Here is a 26,999-nt window from a genome sequence, read left to right on the forward strand (position 1 = left end):
AAAAATATCTAGATGGATGATATTATCCCACTTTAGTCTATGATCGGGAGGGAATCACTTGGAAAAGGTTGATATTTTTAAAGATATTGCCGAAAGAACAGGCGGCGATATTTATTTAGGAGTAGTAGGAGCTGTCCGTACGGGAAAATCAACATTTATTAAAAAATTTATGGAGCTTGTTGTATTACCGAATATAAACAGTGAAGCAGAAAGATCGAGGGCGCAAGATGAGCTGCCGCAAAGTGCTGCCGGGAAAACGATTATGACGACGGAGCCGAAATTTGTCCCCAATCAGGCAGCAACTGTTCATGTTGATGAGGGTTTAAACGTTAATATTAGGCTTGTTGACTGTGTAGGTTATACGGTTCCAGGAGCCAAAGGCTATGAAGACGAAAACGGGCCGAGAATGATTAATACGCCTTGGTATGAGGAACCAATTCCATTTCATGAAGCAGCCGAAATTGGCACCAGAAAAGTGATCCAAGAGCATTCGACCATCGGGGTAGTCGTTACAACTGATGGAACCATTGGAGAAATTCCAAGAAGTAACTATATTGAGGCAGAGGAAAGAGTCATTGACGAGCTAAAGGAAGTGGGTAAACCGTTTATTATGGTCGTTAACAGTGCTCAGCCTTATCATCCGAGCACGGAAACCCTACGATCGAGTTTAGCAGATAAATATGATATCCCTGTTATTGCGATGAGTGTAGAGAGTATGCGCGACAGTGATGTTCTTAATGTCCTTCGTGAAGCACTCTACGAGTTTCCAGTTCTCGAAGTCAATGTAAACCTTCCAAGCTGGGTCATGGTACTAAGGGAAAACCACTGGCTCCGTGAAAGCTATCAGGATGCCGTTAAGGAAACGGTTAAAGATATCAAGAGATTGAGAGATGTTGACCGCGTCGTTCAGCAATTTAGTGACTTTGAATTCATTGAGCGCGCTGGGCTTGCAGGAATTGAAATGGGTACTGGAGTTGCGGAAATTGATTTATTTGCTCCAGATGAATTATATGATGATATTTTGAAAGAAATCGTTGGTATCGAAATAAGAGGAAAAGACCATTTACTTGAATTGATGCAGGATTTTGCTCATGCGAAAGCAGAATATGATCATATTTCAGACGCCTTGAAAATGGTTAAACAGACGGGTTATGGGATTGCTTCGCCAACTCTTTCTGATATGAGCCTTGAAGAACCAGAGATTATTCGTCAAGGACCTCGTTTTGGTGTTAGATTACGAGCGGTAGCACCATCGATTCATATGATAAAAGTGGATGTAGAATCGGAATTCGCACCAATTATCGGTACCGAGAAACAAAGCGAGGAGCTTGTTCGCTATCTGATGCAGGATTTTGAGGACGACCCATTATCGATTTGGAATTCGGATATCTTCGGCCGCAGTTTGAGTTCCATTGTCCGAGAAGGTATTCAAGCAAAGCTTTCCTTAATGCCGGAGAATGCCAGATATAAATTAAAAGAAACATTAGAAAGAATCATAAACGAAGGATCAGGCGGCTTAATTGCCATTATTCTCTAGTTTTGGACTCCCCATCGGAGTCCCTTTTTTTTTAAAACTTCCTACAAATTTGGCAAGAATTAGCCTAATTGTGCAGAATTTCGCTAAACAAAAGAAAAGATTACCATTATTTCATGAAATCTTCTTGATATGCTGAATTTATTGTGATAATCTTTTAACAGAATTACGTTATAGTGTTGGAAACCTTTATTCATAAGGGTTTTTATAAAAAAAATAGATTTAATTCACAAAAGCAGTTCATTTGGATTACTTTAGCAATTAAACCGTGCTATGACGTATAGAAATTAGAAAAATTGTTTAGAAATGTAGATAAGTAATCTTATTTACGAATCTTGATAATTTCTTTGGGAGGAGGTGAATGGCATGAACAAGACAGAACTTATTAATGCAGTTGCTGAAGCAAGCGAGCTTTCAAAAAAGGACGCTACTAAAGCAGTTGATGCTGTTTTTGATGCGATTTTAGATGCTTTAAAAAATGGTGATAAAGTACAATTAATCGGTTTTGGAAACTTTGAAGTACGTGAGCGTGCTGCCCGTAAGGGTCGCAACCCGCAAACAGGCGAGGAAATCGAAATCGCTGCAAGCAAAGTTCCAGCTTTCAAACCAGGTAAGGCGCTTAAAGATGCAGTAAAATAATTACATAAATTTATTGCTTTAAGCGGATTGCTAAAGCAAAAAGGTCATGGCATTGTTCATGGCCTTTTTCCTTTGTTAAAACATCATTTAGGTATTGTTTTTTGCTTGGGCGGAAAACATTGTGCTAATATGTATTTGTCATCTATACTTGACAGATATACCCCTAGGAGGAATTTAGTATGCCAGAAGTGAATCGTGCCCAAATTGAAGAGGCGGTACGTCTAATATTAGAAGCAATCGGTGAAGACCCGAACCGTGAAGGATTACTTGATACACCAAAACGAGTGGCAAAAATGTACGAAGAAGTTTTTAGCGGGTTAAACGAGGATCCAAAGCAGCATTTTGAGACAATATTTAGTGAAGACCACGAAGAGTTAGTCTTGGTTAAAGATATTCCGTTTTATTCGATGTGTGAACATCATCTCGTCCCTTTCTTTGGGAAAGCACATATAGCTTATATTCCGCAAAATGGGCGGGTTACTGGCTTAAGCAAACTCGCAAGAGCCGTAGAAGCCGTTGCCAAGAGACCGCAGCTGCAAGAAAGAATTACTTCAACGATTGCAGATAGCATAATGGAGAAGTTAGATCCCCATGGTGTAATGATAGTGGTCGAAGCAGAACATATGTGCATGACGATGCGCGGCGTTAAAAAGCCTGGCTCAAAAACAGTTACTACTGCTGTTCGCGGGGTGCTTGCAGACGATGCAATTGCCAGGTCAGAAGTGCTTTCGTTAATAAAATATTAGTTCCGATTATTTCAAACAAATGTGGAGTGGATTAAATGGAAAAGCGCAATCAGCAAAATAGTGATTTTGTGGTCATAAAGGCGATTGATGATGGTGTCAATGTTATTGGCTTAACTAGAGGGACCGATACAAAATTTCATCACTCAGAAAAACTTGATAAAGGAGAAGTGCTTATTGCTCAATTTACAGAGCATACTTCAGCAATTAAAATTAGAGGAAATGCAAAAATTCTTACTCAATTTGGTGAAGTAGAAAGTGAAATGAAGAAATAACTAGGTCATTATTTCCTATAGATGGAAATGTAATTATTTTGTGAATTCCTGCCCATAAAATATCTTTTGTGATATAATGGTGTCTGCCTTGCTTATAAGATTTGTGGAAAATGCCCCTTATTTGAATGGCAAGAATTTTACTTTTTAACTTGGGAAATAAGAATACATATAGACATATTACTTTGGGGAAGCAAGGGTGATTAGATTGCCGGACATTCGACAAAAATTCATTAGTATTAGAGAGCAGGTCGAAAAGCAAGTTTTTGACTCTTACCTACTCGAATATATTAAAACTCCAATTATTGACGAAGATAAGCTACTCATCCTTATCTCAATTATGGACCGCCTCGAATTGTCTTTTAACCAAATGCAAAACTATTGCCTTTCAACAATGCTGGTTCAAATTGCCCTTGATACTCATGAACATATTACGAATAAGTCTGAAGTTGAAAAAGAACGGCAGTTAACTGTTCTTGCAGGTGACTATTTTAGCGGCTTGTATTATAAACTTCTAGCAGAATCAAACGATATCGTCGTGATCAAGACCCTTGCCAGTGGGATTAAGGAAGTTAATGAACATAAAATTATTGTCTATCAAAAGCAAACGAGCGGAATTGAAAGCCTGATGACAAGTATAATGCAGATTGAAAGTTCTTTATTTGAAAGGCTCGCTGAATATTTTAAAGTCGATTTATGGAATGAGTTACTTAGCAATTTTCTATTTTTTAAACGGTTGATTACAGAAAGAAAGCAATATATTCATGCGGGGAACTCAATCATTTTTGAGGCGATTAAGAAGAATATTTATCCGAATGTTGAATCGAAATTGGCGGATATATCTAGCGAGCACCGAAATCATTTGTTGATGATTTGTGACAGCTATTTAGATCAATCAAGACATGTCATTGAAAAAGGAATTCAGCAGCTTCCTTATTTGAATGATTATTTAGAGGAAAGAATTTCTTTTCTTTTAAGTCAGCATCAGCCAATTGCAAAAACTTTTGTGGAAGAAGGTTAAACAAAGATGCAGCAATCGAAAGAAGAAAGAGTTCATGATGTTTTTGAAAAAATATCCGATAGCTATGATAAAATGAACTCTGTCATTAGTTTTCAACAGCACATCAAGTGGCGCAAAGACACCATGAAAAGAATGAATGTACAACCTGGTTCAGAAGCACTCGATGTTTGCTGTGGGACGGCTGATTGGACGATTGCGTTAGCAGATGCCGTGGGTCCTTCCGGGAAAGTAACGGGGCTGGATTTTAGCCAGAATATGCTCAATGTGGGGATTGAGAAGGTTAAAGGGTTAGCACTAAACCAGGTTAAATTGGTTCATGGTAATGCGATGGAGCTCCCTTTTGAAGATAACAGTTTTGATTACGTTACCATTGGGTTCGGTTTAAGAAATGTTCCAGATTATCAGCAGGTGTTAAAAGAAATGCATCGCGTTGTAAAACCAGGCGGAATTGCTGTTTGTCTTGAGACTTCGCAGCCTACGTTAATTGGCTATAGACAGCTCTTTTATTTTTATTTCCGCTTTATTATGCCGATGTTTGGTAAATTATTTGCGAAAAGCTATAAGGAATATTCTTGGCTTCAGGAATCTGCACGTGATTTTCCAGGAATGAGAGAGCTTGCGCGCATGTTTGAGCTGGCAGGCTTTGCTCAAGTAAAATACAAATCATATAGTGGCGGTGCAGCCGCGGTTCATATAGGTTATAAGAAATAGTTGATGGAATGTAGACGGGATGAAAAGCAGGGTGAATACAAATGAAATTAAAAATGATGTATTCATTTTTGAATTCGGATATTAATATAATCGAGAAAAAACTAGAAGAGACAATCCAAGCGGATTCTCTTCTTTTGAAACAAGCTTCTATGCATACATTACAAGCCGGAGGAAAAAGAATTCGTCCTGTTTTTGTTTTGCTCGCTGGTAAATTTGGTCGTTATGATATTAATGTAATGAAAAATGTAGCGGTTGCCCTTGAGTTGATCCATATGGCTTCGCTTGTTCATGATGATGTTATCGACGATGCTGACCTGCGCAGGGGGCAGCCGACGGTTAAAGCTAAATGGGATAACAAAATTGCCATGTATACGGGTGACTTTGTTTTTGCCCTTGCCCTTGAGTTGATGACCAACATAGAACGAGTTGAGGCCCATAAAATTTTAGCCGATACAATTGTTGAAGTAACGGTGGGTGAAATTCAGCAAATCAAGGATAAGTATCGCTTTAACCAAAATCTCCGCGATTATCTGCGGAGAATAAAAAGAAAAACGGCCTTACTGATTGCTGCAAGCTGCCAGTTAGGGGCAATTGCTGCTGATGTTGAGGAGGCAATCCACAAGAAACTTTACCGTTTCGGGTATTATGTGGGGATGTCGTTCCAAATAACGGATGATATTTTAGACTTTGTTGCAACGGAAGAAGAACTCGGAAAGCCTGCAGGGAGTGACCTTCTGCAAGGGAATATTACGGCACCAGCCCTATTCGCCTTAGAAAATGCAGCAACCCGTATTGAAATCGAAAAGGTTCATGAGAAGATGGAATCCGCGGATATTCAAAGAATCATTACCCTCATTAAGCAGTCGGGTGCAATTGAAAAATCAGTTGAACTTAGTGATCAATATCTAAATAAAGCTTTAGCTATATTAGAGGAATTACCGGCCAATAAAGCGAAAAAGACTCTCAGAGACATCGCCAAATTCATCGGGAGAAGAAAATATTAATCACCTTGCGAATTGTTCGAAAAAATGATACCATTTTCCATGGATTGTTTTAAGATAACAATCTATATACATAAAGATTTAGGAGTGGAATTCATGGAAAAAACATTTTTAATGGTTAAGCCTGACGGGGTTCAGCGTAATTTAATTGGTGAAGTTGTTGCTCGTTTTGAAAGAAAAGGTTTTCAGCTTGTCGGAGCTAAATTAATGAGTATTCCTAAGGAGCTTGCCGAAGAGCATTATGGTGAACATAAGGAACGTCCGTTTTTCGGTGAATTAGTTGATTTCATTACCTCTGGTCCTGTATTTGCAATGGTATGGCAAGGGGAAAATGTGATTGCAACGGCTCGCCAAATGATGGGGGCTACTAATCCGAAGGATGCGGCACCTGGTACGATTCGCGGTGAATTTGGACTAACAGTTGGTAAGAATGTCATTCACGGTTCTGATTCACCTGTAAGTGCAGAACGTGAAATTGGCTTGTTCTTTAAAGATACTGGGGTTGTTGAGTATTCCAAACTAGTTAACGAATGGATTTATTAATTTACATGGGAAAGACACTTGTATAGTTATTATACAAGTGTCTTTTTTGATATCGATCACAAAATTTTATCTCGCTTTTCTGAATAGTTATGCTAGGTTTATTGTGAATGATATGATATATTGATACATAATTCTTTAATGAGTTGAAGGGGGAAAGAGGATGGGAATGAGATACTTAACAGCAGGTGAATCCCATGGTCCGCAGCTTACAACAATTTTAGAGGGCCTGCCGGCGGGAATGCCGCTCGAAGCTGAGGATATTAACCAGGAGCTTGCCAGACGGCAAAAAGGCTATGGACGCGGGAGGCGAATGCAGATTGAGAAAGATACTGCGGAAATTGTCTCTGGTGTTCGTCATGGCTACACACTTGGATCTCCGATTGCCTTAGTGGTCAAAAACAATGATTGGAAGCATTGGACGAATATAATGGGCATTGAAGCCGTTGAAGCAGGACAAGAGGATGAAATAAAGCGTAAGGTAACCCGTGCAAGGCCAGGACACGCTGATTTAAATGGAGCGATTAAATACGGGCACCGGGATATGCGAAATGTGCTTGAGCGGTCATCTGCACGTGAAACAACTGTTAGAGTGGCTGCTGGTGCTGCTGCGAAGAAACTTTTATCGTTAGTAGGAATCGATATTGTCGCCCACGTCGTTGAAATCGGCGGAGTTAAGGCAAACGTCGACAGCACGATAACAATGCAAGCATTAAAAGAGCAAACGGAAAATTCACCAGTACGGACCGCTGATCAAAATGTCGAGCAAGAAATGATGACAGCGATTGATGAAGCAAAGAAAAATGGTGATTCAATCGGCGGTGTCGTGGAAGTAATTGCCACGGGTATGCCGGCTGGGGTTGGAAGTTATGTTCATTACGATCGTAAATTGGATGGAAAATTAGCGGCTGCTATCATGAGTATAAACGCGTTTAAAGGTGTAGAAATTGGGATTGGTTTTGAAGCAGCAAGGAAGCCTGGAAGCGAAGTTCATGATGAAATCGCCTGGGAAAAAGAAAAAGGGTACTACCGCAAAACAAACCGGCTTGGAGGATTTGAAGGCGGAATGACGACGGGGATGCCGATTGTTGTCCGAGGTGTGATGAAGCCGATTCCGACGTTATATAAACCATTGATGAGTGTGGATATTGAAACAAAAGAGCCTTTTGCTGCCAGCATTGAACGTTCTGATAGCTGTGCCGTACCTGCTGCTGCCGTTGTTGCTGAAAGTGTAGTAGCATGGGAGCTCGCGAACGCGCTCGTTGAGCAATTTTACAGCGACCGCTTTGAAACCTTTGAAGAAGAAATCAAGAGAACTCGTGAATATGCGAGGGAATTTTAATGGATACGATTCACATCCAAACAGAATCAAAAAACTATAATGTTTTTGTCGGAAAAGGTGTGAGGAACGAGCTGGGCACCTTTTTAGCTAACCATTTTCCGGACCTTACCAGAATATTAATTATTACAGATGAAACAGTTGCTAAGCTTCATCTTGAAAAATTACAGCTCGTGCTAAAATCGTGGGAACCGATTATTTACTCAGGACCCAGCGGTGAAAAGACGAAAACTTTTGACGTTTTTTATGATGCACTATCATCCGCCCTTGAAAATCATCTTGACCGTAAATCGGTGATTGTTGCTTTTGGTGGTGGAGCGGTAGGGGATTTGTCAGGCTTCGTTGCCTCTTCCTATATGAGAGGTATCCCCTTTATTCAGGTCCCGACTACTATTTTAGCCCATGACAGTGCTGTTGGCGGGAAAGTCGCCATCAATCACCCGCTTGGGAAAAATATGATTGGGGCTTTTTATCAGCCTGAAGCCGTATTTTACGATTTAGAGTTGTTAACTTCATTGCCTGTACATGAAATCCGTTCCGGATTTGCAGAGGTAATTAAACATGCACTGATTTCTGATTCCAGCTTCTATGAATGGCTGCGAAAAAATGTGGATGACCTTAATTTAATTTCTTTAGATCAACTATCTTATTCGATAATTAAAGGTATAAAGATTAAAAATGAGTTTGTTAGTCAGGATGAAAGAGAGACGGGAATTCGGGCTTACTTAAACTTGGGTCACACACTGGGGCACGCGATTGAATCGGAAATGGGTTATGGGAATATTACTCACGGAGAAGCAGTAATGATTGGGATGATTTTTGCTTTGAAATTAAGTAAAAAGCTACTGGGTCTATCCTTCGATTTAGAAGAATTTATTGAATGGGTAGAACATCTCGGCTATAAAACGAAAGTTCCCAATCATTTATCCTTTGAAAAATTAGTAGCTAAAATGAAACAAGATAAAAAGTCGGTTGGGGATTCGATTCGATTTGTATTGCTAGAGCAATTGGGCCAACCGAAGCTTCAGAAAATATCGGAAACCATTTTATTAAATGAACTTAAACGTTTTTAACAAGGGGGATTTTTCTTATGATCAGAGGGGTGAGGGGAGCAACGACCGTTAATAGTAATACTGAGGAAGCGATTATTCCTGCCACTAAAGAACTTCTGGCAAAATTAATTGAAGCGAATCATATAAAGCCTGATTCAGTTGCATCCGTATTTATCTCAACTACTGAAGATATTGATGCCGCCTTCCCGGCTAAAGTATTGCGGACATTTACGGGCTGGACTTACGTACCGGTCATGTGCATGCGGGAAATGCAGGTTCCTAATTCGTTGAACTTGTGTGTCAGAATTATGATGCATGTAAATACCGATCTCTCCCAAGAAGAAATTATTCATGTTTATTTAAAAGGAGCTAAAGTACTTAGACCAGACTTAGGTAATAGTTTGACATAGTTTTAGTTAACAATTATTGAAGGGGTGGAGAAAATGAGATGGAAAGAGCAATTATTGACACTTACACCGTATCAGCCAGGAAAGTCAATTGATGCGGTCAAAAAACAATTCAATCTGGAGAAAATTGTCAAGCTGGCCTCCAATGAAAACCCGTTTGGCTGTTCACCTGCGGTCGTTGAGGTCCTGCAAACAAACCTTTCAGGGTTGGCTATTTATCCTGACGGCTATGCCACTCACTTAAGAGAGAAGCTTTCTGAATTTTTGAATGTTGATGAGGAAGAACTCATTTTAGGGAATGGTTCAGATAACCTTATTCAAATTATTTCAAGATCGTTGCTCCATCCTAATGCAAGTACGATTATGGCGACTCCATCTTTTTCGCAATACAAACACAACGCCGTAATTGAAGGTGCAGTCGTTAAGGAATTGCCGTTAATCAATGGTGAACATGATTTGGAGGCAATGCTTGCGGCTATAGACGAACAGACTAATGTTATTTGGGTCTGCAGTCCTAATAACCCTACGGGTACATATATTCCGGAAAATAAATTAATTCCGTTTTTAGATAAGGTTCCCCCGCATATCCTTGTCGTTCTTGATGAAGCTTACTATGAATATGTAGTAGCTGAAGATTATTATGATTCGATCGGGTTAACTCGGAAGTATAAAAATTTAATTGTCCTTCGAACCTTTTCGAAAATTTATGGAATGGCTGCCTTAAGAGTCGGCTATGGAGTTGCAAATCGAGCAATCATAAAAGCGCTAGAGCCTGCAAGGGAGCCATTTAATGTTAATTCATTAGGGCAGCTAGGAGCAATTGCGGCAATCAAGGACCAGGAATTTGTCGAAGTTTGTAAGGAGAAAAACAGACAGGGTCTATCACAATTTTATGATTTTTGTGAACAAAACCAATTGGACTATTATCCATCACAAACTAATTTTATTTTAATTGATTTGAATATTGATGGGGATGCGGCTTTTCATTTTTTACAAGAGAAAGGTTATATTGTCCGATCCGGTAAAGCGCTTGGTTTCCCAACTGCTGTAAGAATTACCGTTGGATCATCTGAACAAAATGAAGGTGTACTACAAGCATTAAGCGAATTTCTTGATAAGAATTAATCAGAGAAGCTTTTTAAAAATATCAGAATTTATTTCATTGGACTTTGAGAAGTGTCTAGCTCCAGCGCCCTAGCGGCTAGTGTCCTTCGCGCTCCGCCCTACGATAAGTCAACATCTGAACGCTTGCGCTCACCGTGTTTCCTTTATCTCAGTTGGAGCGCTCCAGGCCATACGCCGCTGAACAGGGCGCTTGCGCTTTTCTTATATTGGGGGAATATTCATTGAATGGCCGTGTTTTTGTAATTGGCTTAGGATTAATCGGCGGTTCCTTAGCATTATGTATCAAGAAGGAACATAACGAAGCTGTGATAGTTGGATTTGATATTAATAAAGAACAGTCTAGACTGGCAAAAATGCTTGGTGTCATTGATGAAATAGCGGAAACCATTGAGGATGGAGCAATCCATGCCAATTTAATCATTATTGCTGCACCTGTTAACGACACCAAAGAGATTCTCCAGATGCTGGCTAAATTGCCGCTTCATCCAGACGTAATTATAACTGATACAGGCAGTACTAAAGGGAAAATTGTTGAAAGCACCACCAGCTTGAAGGAGCGGGGAATCACTTTTATTGGCGGTCACCCAATGGCTGGTTCGCATAAAAGTGGGGTTTCAGCTGCAAAAGAAATATTATTTGAAAATGCATTTTATTTGTTAACTCCAGATGAGCAGATTGAGGCAGCAAAAGTAGAACAATTAAAAGGCTGGTTACTTGGGACAAAGGCAAAGTTTTTGACAATTACGCCTGAAAATCATGACTATCTTACAGGGATTGTCAGCCATTTTCCGCATATAATTGCTGCCTCCATCGTTCGTCAGACAGAAAAACTTTCAGAAGCAGAAAGTCTCATCCCACGCCTGGCTGCCGGGGGATTTAGGGATATTACGCGGATTGCCTCAAGCAGTCCAGAAATGTGGAAGGATATCTTGCTGCACAACCGTGAGATATTAATCAAGCTGCTAAATCAATGGCAGGAGGAAATGAATGGTGTTAAAATCCTGCTTGAAAATGAAAATAGTGCAGCTATCTTCCAATATTTCAACCAGGCAAAACAATTTCGCGACGGGCTGCCAATGAAAGAAAAAGGAGCAATTCCTGCCTTTTATGATTTGTATGTCGATGTACCTGATTACCCGGGAGTGATTTCGGAAATTACCGGGTATTTAGCGAAAGAAAAGATTAGCATAACAAACATTCGCATCCTTGAAACAAGAGAGGATATCAATGGAGTTTTAGTCATTAGTTTTCAAACGGAAGAGGACAGGTATAAAGCAGAACGTTGTATTGAAACCTATTCCAACTATCAAACATCAATCGGTTCATAATCTAAGATTAAAAAAGGTGATTTATATGGCGTCATTAACACTGAAAACGAACGCAGAAAGATTATTTGGCGAAATAAACATTCCTGGAGATAAATCAATTTCGCACAGGTCCGTCATGTTTGGTTCCATTGCGTATGGTGAAACACGGGTAACTAATTTTCTTCCCGGAGATGATTGTTATAGTACGATCTCATGTTTTCGAAAACTCGGGGTTGCCATCGAAGAAAACGACAATGAGCTTCGTATATTTGGTAATGGTTTTGAGGGATTAACAGAACCTGATGAAGTTTTAGATGTTGGCAATTCGGGAACAACCATTCGTTTATTAATGGGGATACTTGCGGGAAGACCATTTTTCTCCACACTTGTTGGCGATGATTCAATTGGAAAAAGACCAATGACCAGAGTCACGGTCCCATTAACAAATATGGGTGCCAAAATTGATGGAAGAAAAAACGGTGCCTATACGCCCGTTTCTCTCCGTGGAAAGCAATTAACACCGATTCACTACAAACTGCCGGTTGCAAGTGCCCAGGTAAAGTCCGCGATTCTCCTAGCGGGACTGCAGGCAGATGGAGTTAGTACCATCATCGAGCCAGCTGAAACCCGGGATCATACGGAAAGAATGATTCGTAAATTCGGCGGTGAAATCACAAAGGATAACCAATTGATTACGGTTAAAGGCGGACAAAAGCTGCATGCTGCTACGATCCATGTACCTGGTGACATTTCCTCAGCTGCATTTTTTCTTGTCGCCGGTGCCGTTATTCCTAACAGTGAAATTGTCTTGAAAAATGTGGGCTTAAATCCTACCCGAACAGGAATTATTGAGGTCATGAAGAAAATGGGTGCTGATTTACAAATTGTTCAAAAGGATGAGAACGGATTTGAACCATTTGGTGACCTCATTATTAAAACCTCCGCACTAAAGGGAACAATTGTGGAAGGAGATTTAATTCCAAAACTAATTGATGAGATCCCAATCATAGCCTTACTGGCAACCCAAGCTGAAGGAAAGACGATCATTAAAGATGCGGAAGAATTAAAGGTAAAAGAAACAAATCGAATCGATACTGTTGTCCAAGAACTAAAAAAATTAGGGGCTGCGATAGAGGCAACAGCTGATGGAATGATTATCCACGGAAAAACTAAACTTTCAGGTGGAACTGTCTCAAGCCACGGCGACCATCGGATTGGAATGATGCTCGCAATTGCAGCCCTTCTAAGTAACGAAGAGGTCATTCTCGAGAATCCTGAAGCAATTTCCGTTTCCTACCCGAATTTTTTTAATCATATTAATAGCCTTTTACAGTAAAAGCTGCCATCATTGCGGCTTTTCTTTTTTGGTGTAGGACAAAGTCATAGTTTTGAAATTTTCAGCATAGCTTGTCTTAAAGAAGAAAAGCGGAAGCGCCTTGCCCAGGGGCGATAAGCATAAGACAGGCCGCCGGGAAGGTTGCTCTTTAACCTTCTCGACGGAATGGCTTATGACTCGAGCCCCTAGGCGCTGCAGCTGGACAGAAGATAAGCGGGTGGTGAGACGATGTATATCATTGAAAATGCCAACATTCTTAAAGACAGGCAATTAACTACATGTTCGCTGTTGATTTCAGATAATCGAATAACGAAGATTCAACCTTGTTTTAATCATTATCGGGTGATGAAAATGAATGTTGACCCTTATATTATGACCCCGTCTTTTGTGCTTTTTAATTCCAAAATTCCGTATAAAGAATCTTTTCAAGCATTGAAAAATTATCTAATTGACCACTTTTTGCTAAAAGGATGTACAACCATGCTTACATATGTTGATGTTTCCTACGAAAATGAATTAACTGAAAAATTCAAGGAAATGAAAACAGCGCTGGTGGGTAGTCCTGTTGACTTTATCATCGGGATCAGAATCCCAGTCCGCCTAATTACTCCAAGCCTAATGAGAATGTGTAAGAAAGAAAAAATTCCGGCCATTTTTGTTGAAGTAGAGGAGCCGGGTCAATTGGAAAATGTGCCATGGGGATGGATCAGGGAAGCGATATTCCCGTTCAACAGTCCCTTGATTCCAAAAATTTCTTCTTCGCAGAAGAAGGAAGAGAGGGCCGTTTTGTCGAAATGGAAAGGTATCATGGTAAAAGAAAAAATTCCTTCAATTTATGAAGAAATAGAAGAAAATCAGCCATTATGTACCGCTATACTAAATAAAATAGGTTTATATCCGCAAAGAGCAAGTCTAATGCACGGCACTGAATTAAGCTATAACTTATATTTAAAGGGACGAGAAATCAATAATGTTGATGAAGTCAATTTATTTCATTATCATGGTGATAGACTTGTAGTTACAGTTCACAAAGGAAAGATTGTTCGGACAGGGGCTAAGGTTTTATTTAAGCCAGGATATGGAGAACATGTAAAGGTGCAAACCCCATCGTATTTTTCTTTGTAATTTAAGGGGGAAAAGAGGTAAAGCCATTGGAGAGAGTAAATAAAATTATTAACATGATAGAGCAGGGCCAACATAATGACGCCTTAAATGAATATAATCTTATATTAAAAAGCGGTCTGCCCGAGGAAAAATTTCTCTTGGGGGAAGAATTGTACCAGTATGGATTTTTAGATGAAGCAAAGAAATTAATTGAAAACCTATTGGAAATTTACCCTGAAGAAGGCGAACTTCTTGTTCTGCTAGGTGAAATATTGGTGGAAGCCGGAGAAGAGGAAGATGCAATTCTTGTTCTAGAAAAAATTTCAGAACAAGATACTAATTATGCACAGTCATTATTACTGTTAGCAGACCTTTATCAACTCCAAGGACTATATGAAGTGTGTGAAGGAAAATTATTGAAGGCAAAACAAATACTGCCAAATGAAGTCATTATTGATTTCGCTTTAGGGGAGCTTTATGGAGAACTTGGCGAAATTGCCAAGGCGATGAACGCCTATGAAACGGTTTTAAAAGAAGAAAACGAAATGGCCGGCATTAATATCCATGGACGGATGGCAGACCTATTAAGCGGATCAGGGTCTTTTGAGGAGGCTCTGGCTTATTATGATAAGGCGCTCGATGGAAAATTAGAGATAAACACATTATTCGGCTCCGCATTTACAGCGCTACAGGCAGGCTATAATCGAACTGCCATTGAAAAGTTCAATGAATTAAAAGCCCTTGATCCAGAATACCATTCACTCTATTTACATCTTGCAATCGGATACGAACGGGAAGAAGAACTTGAAAATAGTTTACTCGCGATTCAAGAAGGAATAAAACAGGATGAATTTAATAAAGAATTATTTTTCTATGGCGGGAAAACAGCACTAAAGCTCGGAAAAGACGCAGATGCTGAGCAATACTTCCGGGAGGCACTTGCATTAGATCCTGGATTCACAGAAGCTGCGCTTATGTTAAATAAGCTCTTTTTCCAACAGGAAAGATATGAAGATGTCCTCGAGTTAGTTTCTCAGCTAGACATTATTGAAGATGAGGAGCCCCAGCTTTTATGGGATTCCGCACTTAGCTTTCAAAAATTAGAGAAATACTCCTACGCATTAGACAAATATGAAAGTGCATATACTTTTTTTAAGAATAATGAAGCATTTTTGCTTGATTACGGATATTTTCTAATTGAGGAAGGAAAAACCGACCGAGCCGCCGAAATTTTTAAACAGCTGCTAATTGAGGATCCAACAAATGTTGAATTTATAGAAATACTTGATCGTCTTACCGATGTGAAGGATTAAAAAAGCTGATTATGCAGAGGAGGGAAACTATCATGGCAACCCCTGTTTCTGTCAACGAGAAGAAGGACTTTATTCGCTGGTTTTTAAATCATTATCAATTAAAAAGAAGAGAATGTGTTTGGATCCTCAACTATTTAATGAGCCACGATCAACTAATGGAAAAGGTTCATTTTGTTGAGCAAGCACAGTATTGTCCGCGAGGTTTGATTATGTCTACACATTGTGTGGATAAAGTGCCATTTCGTTTTTATAAAGAAAATGTGATGACAACGGATGCTGAAAAATCATTCCATGATATTCGGCTTAATCGAGACGAGGATATATTTATTCAGTTAAACTTCCATGCTTCAAATCAGGCACATCAATATGCAGCGGTGCTTGAGGAAAATCCCTTTGTTCCAAAACATCTGCAAGTGAATGAAAAAGATGGAATCATTGCAGAACAATTGTTACAGCATAGTATTGAACGCTTTCAACGTGAAAAACTGCTGCAATTAATTGATGAGGCACTTGATAACCAAGATCGTAAGGCGTTTCGGATGCTAACAGAAAAATTAAATAAGCTAACAACGGCTGAAACAAAAGGAAGTTTGCGATAAGCAACCTTTCTTTTGTTTTTTTAATATTTATCATTTTCTTTTAATGTTTAAGGAGATAATGATATTATAGGAATAGTGAAACAAAAGGCAGGTGGAAAAAATGAAATGGATACCACAAGATATTGAAACTTATTTAAATGCCAAGGAGTATGTGGATACTGCTATTATTCCCATCTATTCAATTTCGTTTGAGGGTGAAATGAAGCAGTCAGCCTCGGCTTCAGAATTTATCTCGCTGTTAACAAACCAAATAGAAAGGCAGTTTACAGGAAGGTTATTATTATTTCCTCCATTTACATATTTAAAAAATGAAAATAGCGAAAAAGTATTGAATGATTTGCTGACTTGGGAGGAAAATATCATAAAAGGTGATTTTAAACACATATATTACATAACATCCGATATTGAATGGAAAGCACATGAGGAAAAATTAGGCGGGTCATTAATTTGGCTTCCATCACTTCTGCTGGAGCAGATGTCAGAATCTCAAAAGGTGGAAATGATTAATAGCCAAGTAAAACAGCTTTTAAGTCTTTTTACCCAAAAATGGCAGGGATAAGGGAAAAACTATTTAGATTATATGTTTTTAAAATAGTATGATATTGACCTTGCCTGTAGATTGATATATCATTGTTATGTCCTAGTTTTATATGTGTTTAATAATTGTCCGCTGGACTTAACTTCGTGAATAGAGGGGGGGATAAACATGAGTAAAGAGCGCGTTTCAAGACGTCAATTTTTAAGCTACACATTAACTGGTGTAGGCGGCTTTATGGCGGCTGGTATGTTAATGCCAATGGTACGATTTGCAGTGGATCCTGTATTAAAAGCTGAAGCTGGCGGGGATTATATTGCTACAAAGCAGAAGGTTTCTGAGTTAACTTCTGATCCGGTTCGGGTTGACTTTACCTTCAAACAAAAGGATGCCTGGTATGAGTCAGATGTAACCAATACTGCATGGGTTTATCGTGATGATAAGACAAATAAAATTGTAGCGCTATCACCTGTATGTAAACATTTAGGCTGTACAGTTAACTGGAATACTGATAAGGAACATCCAGGTCAATTCTTCTGTCCATGTCACTATGGCAGATATGAGAAAAATGGTAAAAATATTGCTGGTACACCACCATTGGCACCGCTTGATGTGTATCCATACAAGGAAAAAGACGGTTTCCTTTATTTAGGTAAAGCTAAACCACGGAAGGAGGCGTAATCATTGTTAAACAAAATTTACGACTGGGTCGATGAACGTTTAGATATTACGCCTTTGTGGCGCGATATTGCAGACCATGAAGTACCTGAGCATGTTAACCCGGCGCATCACTTTTCAGCGTTTGTTTACTGCTTTGGCGGTCTGACATTCTTCGTAACAGTCATTCAAATTCTTTCCGGTATGTTCTTAACTATGTACTATGTACCGGATATTAAAAACGCATGGGAATCTGTTTATTATCTGCAAAATGAAGTGGCTTTTGGTCAAATTGTACGTGGAATGCATCACTGGGGTGCAAGTTTAGTGCTTGTTATGATGTTTTTACATACATTGCGTGTCTTCTTCCAGGGTGCTTATAAAAAGCCTCGTGAGTTGAACTGGATTGTCGGAGTACTTATTTTCTTCGTCATGCTTGGTTTAGGTTTTACAGGATATTTATTACCTTGGGATATGAAAGCGCTGTTCGCTACAAAAGTTGGTCTGCAAATCGCTGAGGCCACACCGTTCATTGGTTCCTACGTTAAAGTATTATTAGCAGGTCATGAACATATTGTTGGTGCTCAAACATTAACCCGTTTCTTTGCAATCCACGTGTTCTTCCTGCCAGGAGCATTGCTCGGACTTATGGGAGCTCACTTCATTATGATTCGTAAACAAGGTATTTCTGGACCGCTTTAAAATAAAGTTAAAGCTGTAAGTTTTTTCTAATCTCTACGGAAAAAAGGAGGGGGATTGCTCAATGCATCGCGGTAAAGGTATGAAGTTCGTCGGTGACTCACGTGTACCAGCACCTGAATCACGTAAAACGATGCTTCCAAAAGATTACTCAGAATATCCTGGTAAAACAGAGGCATTCTGGCCTAACTTCCTTTTAAAAGAATGGATGATAGGTGCCGTTTTTCTTGTCGGCTATTTATGCTTAACAGTTGCACATCCGGCTCCGCTTGAAAGGATTGCGGATCCGACCGATACAGGTTATATTCCATTACCAGACTGGTATTTCTTGTTCTTATATCAATTGCTGAAATACACATATGCATCTGGCCCATATACTGTTATTGGAGCTATGGTCATTCCAGGACTCGCTTTTGGCGGCTTATTATTAGCACCGTTCCTTGATGTCGGACCGGAACGCCGTCCACTGAAGCGTCCGCTTGCAACATCATTTATGTTGTTGGCAATAGCAGCTACCGTATTTTTAACGTGGCAATCTGTTGCAACACATGACTGGGCAGCAGCTGAACGCCAAGGTAAAATCGTTGCGAAAGTAGATTTTGATAAAACAAGTGATGGCTACAAAATTGCAACTGATAATACGTGTATTACCTGTCATGGTGATAATTTCCAAGGCGGCGCTGGAGCACCAACATTAGTTGGTACTGGCTTATCTGCTGAAGAAATAGCAAAAATTGCTGTAGAAGGTAAAAAAGGTCCAGGCGGTACAATGCCTCCAGGGATTTTTAAAGGTAATGATGAGCAGCTTAAAAAGCTATCTGAATTTATCGCGGAAATTGGTAAAAAATAATTAAATGATGAAAAGCTGACGGGAATCGTCAGCTTTTTTATTGAAATGGGGAGTATTTGTGCGCTTTATTTATCCTCTTTTGGCAAATAGATCCATTCTCGGACTTTTACTCATTGTCAATATAGCCGGAACTGCTTACGGATATTATTGGTATGGGTGGCAGCTCAAAGAAACACCTGCTATTTTTCTTCCTTTTGTTCCCGACAGTCCGACAGCAAGCTTATTTTTTGTTTTTGTCCTGATTGCATTTCTGATGGGGAAAAACTGGCCATTAATCGAAGCACTTGCGATTGTAACCCTTTTTAAATATGGAATTTGGGCAGTTGTGATGAATATCCTTGTTTATTTTGTTTCAGGGGAGCTTGACTGGATTGGCTATATGTTGATTATCTCCCATTTTGCAATGGCTGTCCAAGGAATATTGTATGCACCGTTTTACCGTTTTAAATTGTGGCATTTAATCGTAACAGCAATATGGACGCTGCATAATGATGTAATTGATTATGTATTTTTTATGCTCCCTAGTTATCATATGCTGGATCAGTATATACCGCAAATTGGCTATTTTACTTTCTGGCTTTCAGTTGTTTCGATTGGACTGGCCTATTATTTTTCAATAAGACCGAACCGGTTTAAATTAGAAATAAAATAATCGTGTTTCAATAATTAGTGGTCTAACCTTGTCCACCCTTACATACATTTTATTAGTAATGAAAGGGGGGACAAGGATTGTTGAAAATCAAATGGTTACTTTTATTTGCAATTATTATGATGATGACTCCCATAACCGCAGCCGCGGAACAGCAATCGCCCATGGAGCGGCTGGATGATATTTCTGATGAAGCACTCCAAATGGTAAAGTTTCATCGATATGAAGATGCTAAAAAAATGCTTGATTATTTTTCTGACCAGTTCACGAATATTTCTGGTAATGCAAGGCCATTATCTGTAGATGAAGTAAGAATTGTTAACACCTCGCATGATGAAGCGATGGAAGCAGCGGTTAGCCCTAACATGAAATATGAGGAAAGAATAAATAAATTAACTAAATTCCGGCTTGTTATAGATGCTATCGCGACAAGCCATCAACCCTTATGGACAGAAATGGAAGAACCAATAATGAGTGTCTTTAGCCAAGCAAGGGATGCAGCCATAAATGGCGATACAGCTCAATTTCATGCAAACTTTAATACCTTTCTATCACTATATAACGTCATTTATCCGAGCATGAAGATTGATGTTCCTATCGAAAACATTCAAAGATTGGACGCGCGGATTGATTTTATAAATGAGTATAGCTCACAGATTATTAGAGACCCGAAAAGTCAGCAGGAACTTTATGCTTTAGATACCGACTTAAAAAATCTTTTTGCCAATATGGAAAAAGATGATGCAGATCCTTCACTATGGTGGGTAATCATTTCAACAGGAAGCATTATTATTATGACATTATCCTATGTTGGGTGGCGCAAGTATCAAGGTGACAAAACATGGAAAAAAGACCACTCAAGAGAACATAAGGATTAAGATTAAAAAAGCAATGTCGTTATCGACATTGCTTTTTATTTCCGTAATGGCATTTTGTTTTCATCGTGTGTAAATCCTTCTCCGTGGACATCATGGACAACAGAAATCGAGATAAATGCGTGTGGGTCAACAGAGGTGATCAAATTTTTCAAGCGCATGATTTCGTTTTTGGCGACAACGCAATACAAAACTTCACGCTCGCTTTTCGTATAGGAACCATAACCTCTTAATGCAGTAACCCCACGGTCCATTTCATCCATAATTTTTTTGGCAATTTGTTCATTCATATCTGAAATGACCATTGCCCCCCGAGCAGAATAAGCACCTTCCTGCATAAAATCAATCACCCTTGCACCGACGAAAACAGCAACAAGTGTGTACATTGCTTGTTTATAATTAAGGTATGTGAATAATGAAAGGGCAATAACGCAGGCATCAAAGATAAACATCGTCTTTCCCATGTTCCAGCCTGCATATTTTTGGACAAGTCTTGCAATAATATCGACCCCGCCAGTTGTTCCTCCGAACCGAAAGATAACTCCTAAGCCAATTCCCGTGAAGACACCGGCAAACAAAGCTGCCAAGGTTAAATCGCTTTGCAGCGGCATATCAATCGAGTAACGTTGAAAAATCCATAAAAAAATTGAAACCCCAACTGTTCCTAAAATGGTATATAAGAAGGCGGTCCGTCCTAATAACTTCCAGCCAATAAAAAATAAAGGGATATTAAGAAGCAGGTTTGTATAAGAAGGATCCCAGTTCAATAAGAAATAAAAAATGAGTGTAATTCCTGTGAACCCGCCTTCCGCCAACTTATTCTGCATATTAAAATTAACCAAGCCGAATGACATAATGGCCGCACCTAATAGGATAAACAGAATGTTCTTTAATTTAAGCCCTACTATCATAAACATTCCTCCTCTTCCAAATAATCTCTCCTATGGCGGTATTTATTATAGCCGATTAAAGAGCTAAGAGCAATGAGGAGAGAAAAAGAGATGATAGAAACGAAAATATTTGTAAAACCACCCCAATTTAGCTAACATAAACATGAATAAATAACATTGTTAATGTGATATTTGCAGAAGAAATGAGGTAATGAGAAAATGGCAGTACATAAGACAATGAAAGACCTTCAGGCAGACGTCGATACTTACATAGGCCAATTTAAAGAAGGATATTTTAGTCCTCTTGCAATGCTTGCAAGATTAACAGAAGAATTAGGAGAGTTAGCTAGAGAAGTAAACCATTACTACGGTGAAAAACCGAAGAAAAGCAGTGAAACTGAAAAAGCCATTGAAGAAGAACTTGGTGATCTTCTCTTTGTTCTCATTTGCATGGCCAATGCCTTAAAGGTTGACTTGGAAGATGCCCATGATCATGTCATGGATAAATTTAAAACAAGAGATTCAGATCGTTGGACAAGAATTGAGCAGGAGTGAATTAAAATGAATGAAATTAAAATTATTATTGCCGGTCCGCGTGGCCGAATGGGCTCTGAGGCAGTTCAGCTGGTAACTGCCACAACACATTTTAAACTGACGGCTGTCCTTGATCACAAGTATGATGGCATGATGTTAAGTGATATAGCAGGGTTTCAATCTATTTCAAATGTACCAATCTATACTGATATTGAAAAATGCCTGCAAGAGGTAGAAGCAGACGTATTAATAGATTTAACCACGCCTGAAGTTGGCATGTACCACGCGAAAACAGCACTGGAACACAATGTCCGCCCTGTTGTGGGTACAACGGGCTTTACAAAAGAGGATTTAACTGAATTGGAAGATACCTGCAGTGAAAAAGAATTAGGCTGTATAATTGCGCCAAACTTTGCTATTGGGGCCGTAATGATGATGAAATTTTCACAGCTGGCGGCGAAATATTTTCATGATGTTGAAATTATCGAAATGCACCATGACCAGAAACTAGATGCCCCATCCGGGACCGCGGTAAAAACAGCAGAGATGATATCAGCTGTAAGGGAAACTAAAAAACAGGGTCACACCAATGAAAAAGAAACAATAACAGGTGCTAGAGGGGCGGATTATGATGGCATGCATATTCATTCTGTCCGCTTGCCAGGGCTCATCGCCCATCAGCAGGTTTTATTCGGCTCTGATGGTCAGACATTAACCATTCGTCATGATTCCTATAATCGTGCCTCCTTTATGTCAGGTGTGAAGGTAGCGGTCGAAACGGTAATGAAGCATAATAATTTTGTTTACGGACTAGAAAATATTTTAGACTAGGAGTCAAAATAATGAATATTGCCTTAATTGCCCATGATGAAAAGAAAAATGATCTCGTCCAATTTGTCACAGCCTATCAAGAAATATTTAAGAAACATACTCTGTTTGCTACGGGCACAACCGGCTTACGAATTAATGAAGCTACGGGGTTGTCGATTACCCGCTATCAATCGGGTCCACTTGGTGGTGATCAGCAAATTGGTGCAAAGATTGCCCAAAATCAAATGGATGCGATTTTCTTCTTCCGCGATCCGTTGACAGCTCAGCCTCATGAACCGGATGTGACTGCACTGGTCAGACTGTGTGATGTATATTCCATTCCACTTGCGACCAATATGGGTACGGCCGAATTATTAATTAGAGGTCTAGAACTGGGCTTAATCGATTGGAGAAATATTGTTAAAGAAAATGGTGAGGTAAATGGAAGATAAACCGTTACATATTCTTGCTTTCGGTGCCCATGCTGATGATGTGGAAATCGGCATGGCAGGTACGATAGCGAAACTTGTTTCTGAAGGGAAACGTATCGGTATTTGTGATTTAACGGATGCTGATCTTTCTTCTAATGGAAATGTCACGTTAAGAAAAGCAGAAGCAAGAGATGCAGCTGAAATATTAGGTGTTTGTAAACGGACTTCGCTAGCATTTCCTGATAGAGGTTTATTCTTAAATGATGAATACATAAGGAAGATTGCCGGTATTATTCGAACATATAAACCCCGAGTTGTCTTTGCTCCCTATTTTGAGGACCGCCACCCTGATCATGGGAATTGTGCCCGTCTTGTGGAGGAGGCGGTTTTTTCAGCTGGGATTAAGAAATATCAGACTGAAGAAGGTACAGAGCCGCACCGAGTAGAAAAACTGTATTTTTATATGATTAATGGTTTCCACAAGCCGGATTTTACTACGGATGTCACAATGTTTATCGACAAAAAACTGGAAGCATTAAGTGCATATAAAAGCCAATTTGAACAAACCGACGAAAGCTTCAATACACCGCTCGTCAATGGTTATATTGAAACCATCGAAGCCCGGGAAAGAATGTTTGGAAAATTGGTTGGGGTTACCTATGCAGAAGGCTTTAAAACAAAAGTGCCAATCCTTGTGAAGCGAGATTTGATGGGAGATTGAAAAATGAAGAAACTAAAAATTGGGATTACCTGTTATCCAACAGTGGGCGGATCGGGTGTAATAGCCACAGAGCTTGGGAAAATGCTAGCAGAAAAAGGACATGAGATTCACTTTATTTCTTCAAGCATTCCTTTTAGGCTTAATAAAATGTACCATAATATTTATTACCATCAAGTCGAAGTGAATCAATATTCTGTTTTCCAGTACGCGCCTTATGACATTGCCCTGGCAAGCAAAATGGCGGAAGTAGCAAATCGGGAGAAATTAGATTTGCTCCATGTTCATTACGCCATTCCACACGCGGTATGTGCGATATTAGCGAAGCAAATGAGCCACAGAGATATAAAAATAGTAACGACACTACATGGTACAGACATAACCGTATTAGGGTATGATCCATCATTAACAGATGCAATTAAATTTGGTATCGAAAAATCCGATGTTGTCACTGCTGTCTCCAAGGCATTAGTGGATCAAACCTATGAACTAATCAATCCGGATAAGCAAATTGAAACTGTCTATAATTTTATTGATGAGCGAATCTACCATAAAAGAGATGCTTGTAAACTAAAGGAAGAATTCGCGATTAAAGAAGAAGAGAAAGTGATCATCCATGTCTCAAATTTTCGGGCCGTAAAGCGTGTCCAGGATGTAGTGAAAACCTTTGCGCAAATTTCTGCGACAATGCCGGCAAAATTGTTGTTAGTTGGCGACGGACCTGAAATGACTTTAGTTTGTAAACTGGTAAGGCAGCTCGGGTTAGAGGACCAGGTCCTTTTCCTTGGAAAACAAGAGAATCTTGAGGAATTGTATTCCATCAGTGATTTGATGCTATTACTTTCGGAAAAGGAAAGCTTTGGGCTGGTGGCTTTAGAGGCTATGGCTTGTGGAGTGCCGTGTATTGGGACAAATATTGGTGGAATCCCAGAAGTCATTTTACATGGAGAAACAGGATTTATTTGTGATGTAGGAGACATAGAAAAGATCTCAAATAAAGCAATTGAGCTGTTAAATGATCAACATCTTCATCGGCAGTTTTCCAAGCTATCAGTGGAAACGGTTAAAACAACCTTCAATGCAGCAAAAATTGTTGAACAATATGAACAATTATATTTTAATTTAATGAATTAAGGTGAAGTATGATGATAGAACCTTTTTTATCAGCTAATCCTGTTTTAAGGAAATTAGAGGATGCCGGCTACGAAGCCTATTTCGTTGGCGGTTCCGTTAGGGATTACCTTTTAAAGAGAAGGATTAGCGACGTAGATATTGCTGCATCAGCAACACCTGATGAAGTGAAATCAATTTTTCCGAAAACTGTCGATATTGGAATAGAGCATGGAACAGTGCTTGTATTATTTAACGGCGGATCGTATGAAATTACCACCTTTAGGACCGAAGCGGAGTATCAGGACTTTCGCCGGCCGAAAGAGGTAGCGTTTATCCGTAATCTTCAAGATGACTTAAAGCGCAGGGATTTTACGATGAATGCAATCGCGATGGACCGAAATGGAAAACTAATTGACCCCTTTAATGGACAGACGGCAATTAAAGATAAAGTAATTCAAACTGTTGGTAAGGCAGAGGAACGGTTCGGTGAAGATGCGTTAAGAATGCTGCGGGCAGTTCGGTTTGTAAGCCAGCTTTCTTTTACAATTGAAACTAATACGATAACGGCATTAATCAAGCAAATTGATTTACTTAAGAATATTGCTGTTGAAAGAAAAAAGGCAGAGTTTGAAAAACTTTTAGGCGGCATGAATCGAAATGAAGCCATCAAGGTTTTGCTTAAAACGAATTTATTTCTTTATTTGCCAGGTTTGGCGACTAAGAAAAAGAATTTAAAACAATTGTTAAACTTTCAATGCGATAGTCTAAATAAAAATGAAATGTGGTCCATATTGCTTTTTTGTTTAGATATACAGGAAAAGGAAGTCGAGGCATTTTTAAGAGAGTGGCGGATGGCAATTAAAGACATAAGAGCGATACAACAACTATTACTCTTCCTGGAAAAAAGACTTCAGTATGAATGGTCCGTTTTTGATTTGTATCATGCAGGCCATGACAACATCCTATCCGTTGAAAAGCTGTACTTGGTTATTAACGAAATGAAAGAAACAGATTCAATCAATCATTGGCTAGATTTGTACGACAATCTTCCAATCAAGCATCTTGCTGACATTAAGGTTACGGGGAACGATGTGATGAAATGGCTCAACAAAAGCGGCGGACCCTGGCTGAAGGAGACGCTAGTAGAGATAGAAACTGCGATCGTAGCAGGGAAATTAGAAAATAATAAACAAAAAATTAAGGAGTGGATAATGGCGTGCAGTCCGAATTAAGAAAAGAATTGCTTGATGCCTTTACCAAAGCTGGCGACGTCTATTTATCCGGGCAGCATCTTGCTGAGGTAATTGGCTGCTCAAGAACGGCTGTGTGGAAGCACATTAAGGAATTAAGGAAAGAAGGCTTTGAATTAGAAGCCGTACGAAATAGGGGCTACCGAATTCTAAAAACACCGGAAAAAATAACCGCCGATGAAATCAGACTTGGCTTGACAACGGAATTTATCGGCAGGAATATCCACTATCAGGAAAGTGTTGAATCGACACAAAAGATTGCCCATCAATTCGCTTCTGAGGATGTACCGGAGGGGACTGTAATTATTGCAGAAGAGCAAAGATCCGGAAAAGGCAGAATGAGTAGAAAATGGCATTCACCAAAATATACAGGTATTTGGATGAGTTTAATTCTTAGGCCGAATATCCCGCTGACGAACGCGCCTCAGTTGACACTATTAACAGCTGTAGCTGTTGTTCAGGCGATGGAAGAAATAACAGGACTGCAGCCTGAAATAAAGTGGCCAAATGATATATTATTGCATGGAAAAAAGGTAACTGGGATCTTAACAGAACTGCAGGCTGAAGCGGACAGAATTCATTCGATTATTATTGGAATTGGCATAAACGTCAATCAGCGGAAAGAGGATTTCCCAGATGAGCTTCAGGAAATAGCCAGCTCACTATCAATTGAAAAAGGAGAGACGATTTCCCGGGCAGCGTTAATTAGAAGTGTTTTTAAACATTTTGAAAAACTGTATTTACTCTATTTGAAGCAAGGCTTTTTTCCGATTAAGCTTCTTTGGGAAAGCTATGCCGTCAGTATTGGAAAAGAACTTAAAGCAAGAACGTTAACCAACGTAATTGAAGGAACAGCACTGGGAATCACCGATGAAGGCGTTTTAAAAATAGAGGACCAATCTGGTGTCATCCACCATGTTTATTCTGCTGATATCGAACTTTGAA

At 39.4% G+C, this 26,999-nt stretch carries 31 protein-coding genes; 30 read left to right on the forward strand and 1 reads right to left on the reverse strand.

Annotated elements, in window-relative coordinates; all coding sequences use genetic code 11:
* Positions 1 to 58 precede the first annotated feature (58 nt).
* The 23 genes from spoIVA (at position 59) to ypjB (ending at position 20,311) form a co-directional block, all read left to right on the forward strand.
* Positions 59 to 1,537 (forward strand): stage IV sporulation protein A, encoded by a 1,479-nt coding sequence (gene spoIVA, locus ACFVSW_RS23155; RefSeq protein ID WP_387318973.1) that lies wholly within the window; start codon positions 59 to 61, stop codon positions 1,535 to 1,537.
* 363 nt (positions 1,538 to 1,900) lie between these two features.
* Positions 1,901 to 2,173 (forward strand): non-specific DNA-binding protein Hbs, encoded by a 273-nt coding sequence (hbs, locus tag ACFVSW_RS23160; protein ID WP_024030636.1) that lies wholly within the window; start codon positions 1,901 to 1,903, stop codon positions 2,171 to 2,173.
* Between the two features lie 179 nt (positions 2,174 to 2,352).
* Positions 2,353 to 2,919, forward strand: coding sequence for a GTP cyclohydrolase I FolE (gene folE, locus ACFVSW_RS23165; RefSeq protein WP_387318974.1), 567 nt, complete (start codon positions 2,353 to 2,355; stop codon positions 2,917 to 2,919).
* A gap of 35 nt (positions 2,920 to 2,954) precedes the next feature.
* Positions 2,955 to 3,191, forward strand: a complete 237-nt coding sequence (gene mtrB / locus ACFVSW_RS23170; protein ID WP_387318975.1) for a trp RNA-binding attenuation protein MtrB — start codon at positions 2,955 to 2,957, stop codon at positions 3,189 to 3,191.
* A gap of 196 nt (positions 3,192 to 3,387) precedes the next feature.
* Positions 3,388 to 4,209, forward strand: a complete 822-nt coding sequence (locus ACFVSW_RS23175) for a heptaprenyl diphosphate synthase component 1 (RefSeq protein ID WP_387318976.1) — start codon at positions 3,388 to 3,390, stop codon at positions 4,207 to 4,209.
* A 6-nt stretch (positions 4,210 to 4,215) separates the two neighbouring features.
* Positions 4,216 to 4,920 carry a demethylmenaquinone methyltransferase gene (locus ACFVSW_RS23180; protein WP_387318977.1) on the forward strand — a complete coding sequence of 235 codons (705 nt, stop codon included), beginning with the start codon at positions 4,216 to 4,218 and terminating at the stop codon, positions 4,918 to 4,920.
* Positions 4,921 to 4,961: 41 nt separating this feature from the next.
* Positions 4,962 to 5,924 carry a heptaprenyl diphosphate synthase component II gene (hepT, locus tag ACFVSW_RS23185; protein ID WP_387318978.1) on the forward strand — a complete coding sequence of 321 codons (963 nt, stop codon included), beginning with the start codon at positions 4,962 to 4,964 and terminating at the stop codon, positions 5,922 to 5,924.
* Between the two features lie 93 nt (positions 5,925 to 6,017).
* Complete coding sequence (ndk, locus tag ACFVSW_RS23190; RefSeq protein WP_387318979.1) at positions 6,018 to 6,464, forward strand: nucleoside-diphosphate kinase; 447 nt, start codon at positions 6,018 to 6,020, stop codon at positions 6,462 to 6,464.
* Between the two features lie 166 nt (positions 6,465 to 6,630).
* The gene (aroC, locus tag ACFVSW_RS23195; RefSeq protein ID WP_387319042.1) at positions 6,631 to 7,803 is read left to right on the forward strand and encodes a chorismate synthase; all 1,173 of its coding nucleotides are present in this window, start codon (positions 6,631 to 6,633) and stop codon (positions 7,801 to 7,803) included.
* Positions 7,803 to 8,873, forward strand: a complete 1,071-nt coding sequence (aroB, locus tag ACFVSW_RS23200) for a 3-dehydroquinate synthase (RefSeq protein WP_387318980.1) — start codon at positions 7,803 to 7,805, stop codon at positions 8,871 to 8,873. Before aroC ends, aroB begins: the two co-directional genes overlap by 1 nt.
* A 17-nt stretch (positions 8,874 to 8,890) precedes the next feature.
* Positions 8,891 to 9,262 carry a chorismate mutase gene (gene aroH / locus ACFVSW_RS23205; protein ID WP_387318981.1) on the forward strand — a complete coding sequence of 124 codons (372 nt, stop codon included), beginning with the start codon at positions 8,891 to 8,893 and terminating at the stop codon, positions 9,260 to 9,262.
* 33 nt (positions 9,263 to 9,295) lie between these two features.
* A complete protein-coding gene (gene hisC, locus ACFVSW_RS23210; RefSeq protein WP_387318982.1) occupies positions 9,296 to 10,384 on the forward strand; it encodes a histidinol-phosphate transaminase in 1,089 nt (362 codons plus the stop codon).
* A gap of 221 nt (positions 10,385 to 10,605) precedes the next feature.
* Positions 10,606 to 11,712 (forward strand): prephenate dehydrogenase, encoded by a 1,107-nt coding sequence (locus ACFVSW_RS23215; RefSeq protein WP_387318983.1) that lies wholly within the window; start codon positions 10,606 to 10,608, stop codon positions 11,710 to 11,712.
* Between the two features lie 25 nt (positions 11,713 to 11,737).
* On the forward strand, positions 11,738 to 13,027 hold the full coding sequence (gene aroA, locus ACFVSW_RS23220; RefSeq protein ID WP_387318984.1) for a 3-phosphoshikimate 1-carboxyvinyltransferase: 1,290 nt from the start codon (positions 11,738 to 11,740) through the stop codon (positions 13,025 to 13,027).
* Between the two features lie 228 nt (positions 13,028 to 13,255).
* Positions 13,256 to 14,152: a hypothetical protein gene (locus tag ACFVSW_RS23225; protein ID WP_387318985.1), complete on the forward strand. Its 897-nt coding sequence runs from the start codon at positions 13,256 to 13,258 to the stop codon at positions 14,150 to 14,152.
* A gap of 26 nt (positions 14,153 to 14,178) precedes the next feature.
* Complete coding sequence (locus tag ACFVSW_RS23230) at positions 14,179 to 15,444, forward strand: tetratricopeptide repeat protein (protein ID WP_387318986.1); 1,266 nt, start codon at positions 14,179 to 14,181, stop codon at positions 15,442 to 15,444.
* A gap of 32 nt (positions 15,445 to 15,476) precedes the next feature.
* The gene (locus tag ACFVSW_RS23235) at positions 15,477 to 16,043 is read left to right on the forward strand and encodes a ReoY family proteolytic degradation factor (RefSeq protein WP_387318987.1); all 567 of its coding nucleotides are present in this window, start codon (positions 15,477 to 15,479) and stop codon (positions 16,041 to 16,043) included.
* Between the two features lie 100 nt (positions 16,044 to 16,143).
* The gene (locus ACFVSW_RS23240) at positions 16,144 to 16,602 is read left to right on the forward strand and encodes a YpiF family protein (protein WP_387318988.1); all 459 of its coding nucleotides are present in this window, start codon (positions 16,144 to 16,146) and stop codon (positions 16,600 to 16,602) included.
* 147 nt (positions 16,603 to 16,749) lie between these two features.
* Positions 16,750 to 17,259: a QcrA and Rieske domain-containing protein gene (locus ACFVSW_RS23245; protein ID WP_387318989.1), complete on the forward strand. Its 510-nt coding sequence runs from the start codon at positions 16,750 to 16,752 to the stop codon at positions 17,257 to 17,259.
* 3 nt (positions 17,260 to 17,262) lie between these two features.
* The gene (gene qcrB / locus ACFVSW_RS23250; protein ID WP_024030495.1) at positions 17,263 to 17,937 is read left to right on the forward strand and encodes a menaquinol-cytochrome c reductase cytochrome b subunit; all 675 of its coding nucleotides are present in this window, start codon (positions 17,263 to 17,265) and stop codon (positions 17,935 to 17,937) included.
* 61 nt (positions 17,938 to 17,998) lie between these two features.
* Positions 17,999 to 18,784 (forward strand): menaquinol-cytochrome c reductase cytochrome b/c subunit, encoded by a 786-nt coding sequence (locus ACFVSW_RS23255; RefSeq protein ID WP_387318990.1) that lies wholly within the window; start codon positions 17,999 to 18,001, stop codon positions 18,782 to 18,784.
* 58 nt (positions 18,785 to 18,842) lie between these two features.
* On the forward strand, positions 18,843 to 19,436 hold the full coding sequence (lhaT, locus tag ACFVSW_RS23260; RefSeq protein WP_387318991.1) for a lipoprotein heptaprenylglyceryl N-acetyltransferase LhaT: 594 nt from the start codon (positions 18,843 to 18,845) through the stop codon (positions 19,434 to 19,436).
* Between the two features lie 77 nt (positions 19,437 to 19,513).
* On the forward strand, positions 19,514 to 20,311 hold the full coding sequence (ypjB, locus tag ACFVSW_RS23265) for a sporulation protein YpjB (RefSeq protein ID WP_387318992.1): 798 nt from the start codon (positions 19,514 to 19,516) through the stop codon (positions 20,309 to 20,311).
* Between the two features lie 35 nt (positions 20,312 to 20,346).
* Here the strand turns inward: ypjB and ACFVSW_RS23270 are convergent, their stop codons facing one another.
* Positions 20,347 to 21,219 (reverse strand): YitT family protein, encoded by an 873-nt coding sequence (locus tag ACFVSW_RS23270; RefSeq protein ID WP_387318993.1) that lies wholly within the window; start codon positions 21,217 to 21,219, stop codon positions 20,347 to 20,349.
* 198 nt (positions 21,220 to 21,417) lie between these two features.
* Between ACFVSW_RS23270 and ACFVSW_RS23275 the strand changes: the two genes are divergently transcribed.
* Genes ACFVSW_RS23275 through ACFVSW_RS23305 form a run of 7 tightly spaced genes read left to right on the forward strand, consistent with a single transcriptional unit; the run spans position 21,418 to position 26,998 of the window.
* On the forward strand, positions 21,418 to 21,753 hold the full coding sequence (locus tag ACFVSW_RS23275) for a nucleotide pyrophosphohydrolase (protein ID WP_387318994.1): 336 nt from the start codon (positions 21,418 to 21,420) through the stop codon (positions 21,751 to 21,753).
* Between the two features lie 6 nt (positions 21,754 to 21,759).
* Complete coding sequence (gene dapB / locus ACFVSW_RS23280; RefSeq protein WP_387318995.1) at positions 21,760 to 22,563, forward strand: 4-hydroxy-tetrahydrodipicolinate reductase; 804 nt, start codon at positions 21,760 to 21,762, stop codon at positions 22,561 to 22,563.
* An 11-nt stretch (positions 22,564 to 22,574) separates the two neighbouring features.
* Positions 22,575 to 22,994, forward strand: coding sequence for a methylglyoxal synthase (mgsA, locus tag ACFVSW_RS23285; protein WP_387318996.1), 420 nt, complete (start codon positions 22,575 to 22,577; stop codon positions 22,992 to 22,994).
* Entirely contained in the window at positions 22,984 to 23,694 is a 711-nt protein-coding gene (gene bshB1, locus ACFVSW_RS23290; protein ID WP_387318997.1) for a bacillithiol biosynthesis deacetylase BshB1, read from the forward strand. The genes mgsA and bshB1 overlap by 11 nt, the downstream gene beginning before the upstream one ends.
* A 3-nt stretch (positions 23,695 to 23,697) precedes the next feature.
* Positions 23,698 to 24,825, forward strand: a complete 1,128-nt coding sequence (gene bshA, locus ACFVSW_RS23295; protein ID WP_387318998.1) for an N-acetyl-alpha-D-glucosaminyl L-malate synthase BshA — start codon at positions 23,698 to 23,700, stop codon at positions 24,823 to 24,825.
* A gap of 11 nt (positions 24,826 to 24,836) precedes the next feature.
* A complete protein-coding gene (locus ACFVSW_RS23300; RefSeq protein ID WP_387318999.1) occupies positions 24,837 to 26,036 on the forward strand; it encodes a CCA tRNA nucleotidyltransferase in 1,200 nt (399 codons plus the stop codon).
* Entirely contained in the window at positions 26,021 to 26,998 is a 978-nt protein-coding gene (locus tag ACFVSW_RS23305; RefSeq protein ID WP_387319000.1) for a biotin--[acetyl-CoA-carboxylase] ligase, read from the forward strand. The genes ACFVSW_RS23300 and ACFVSW_RS23305 overlap by 16 nt, the downstream gene beginning before the upstream one ends.
* Position 26,999: the final 1 nt, after the last annotated feature.

This window comes from Neobacillus sp. NPDC058068 (genome assembly GCF_042885335.1).
GTDB lineage: Bacteria > Bacillota > Bacilli > Bacillales > Cytobacillaceae > Neobacillus.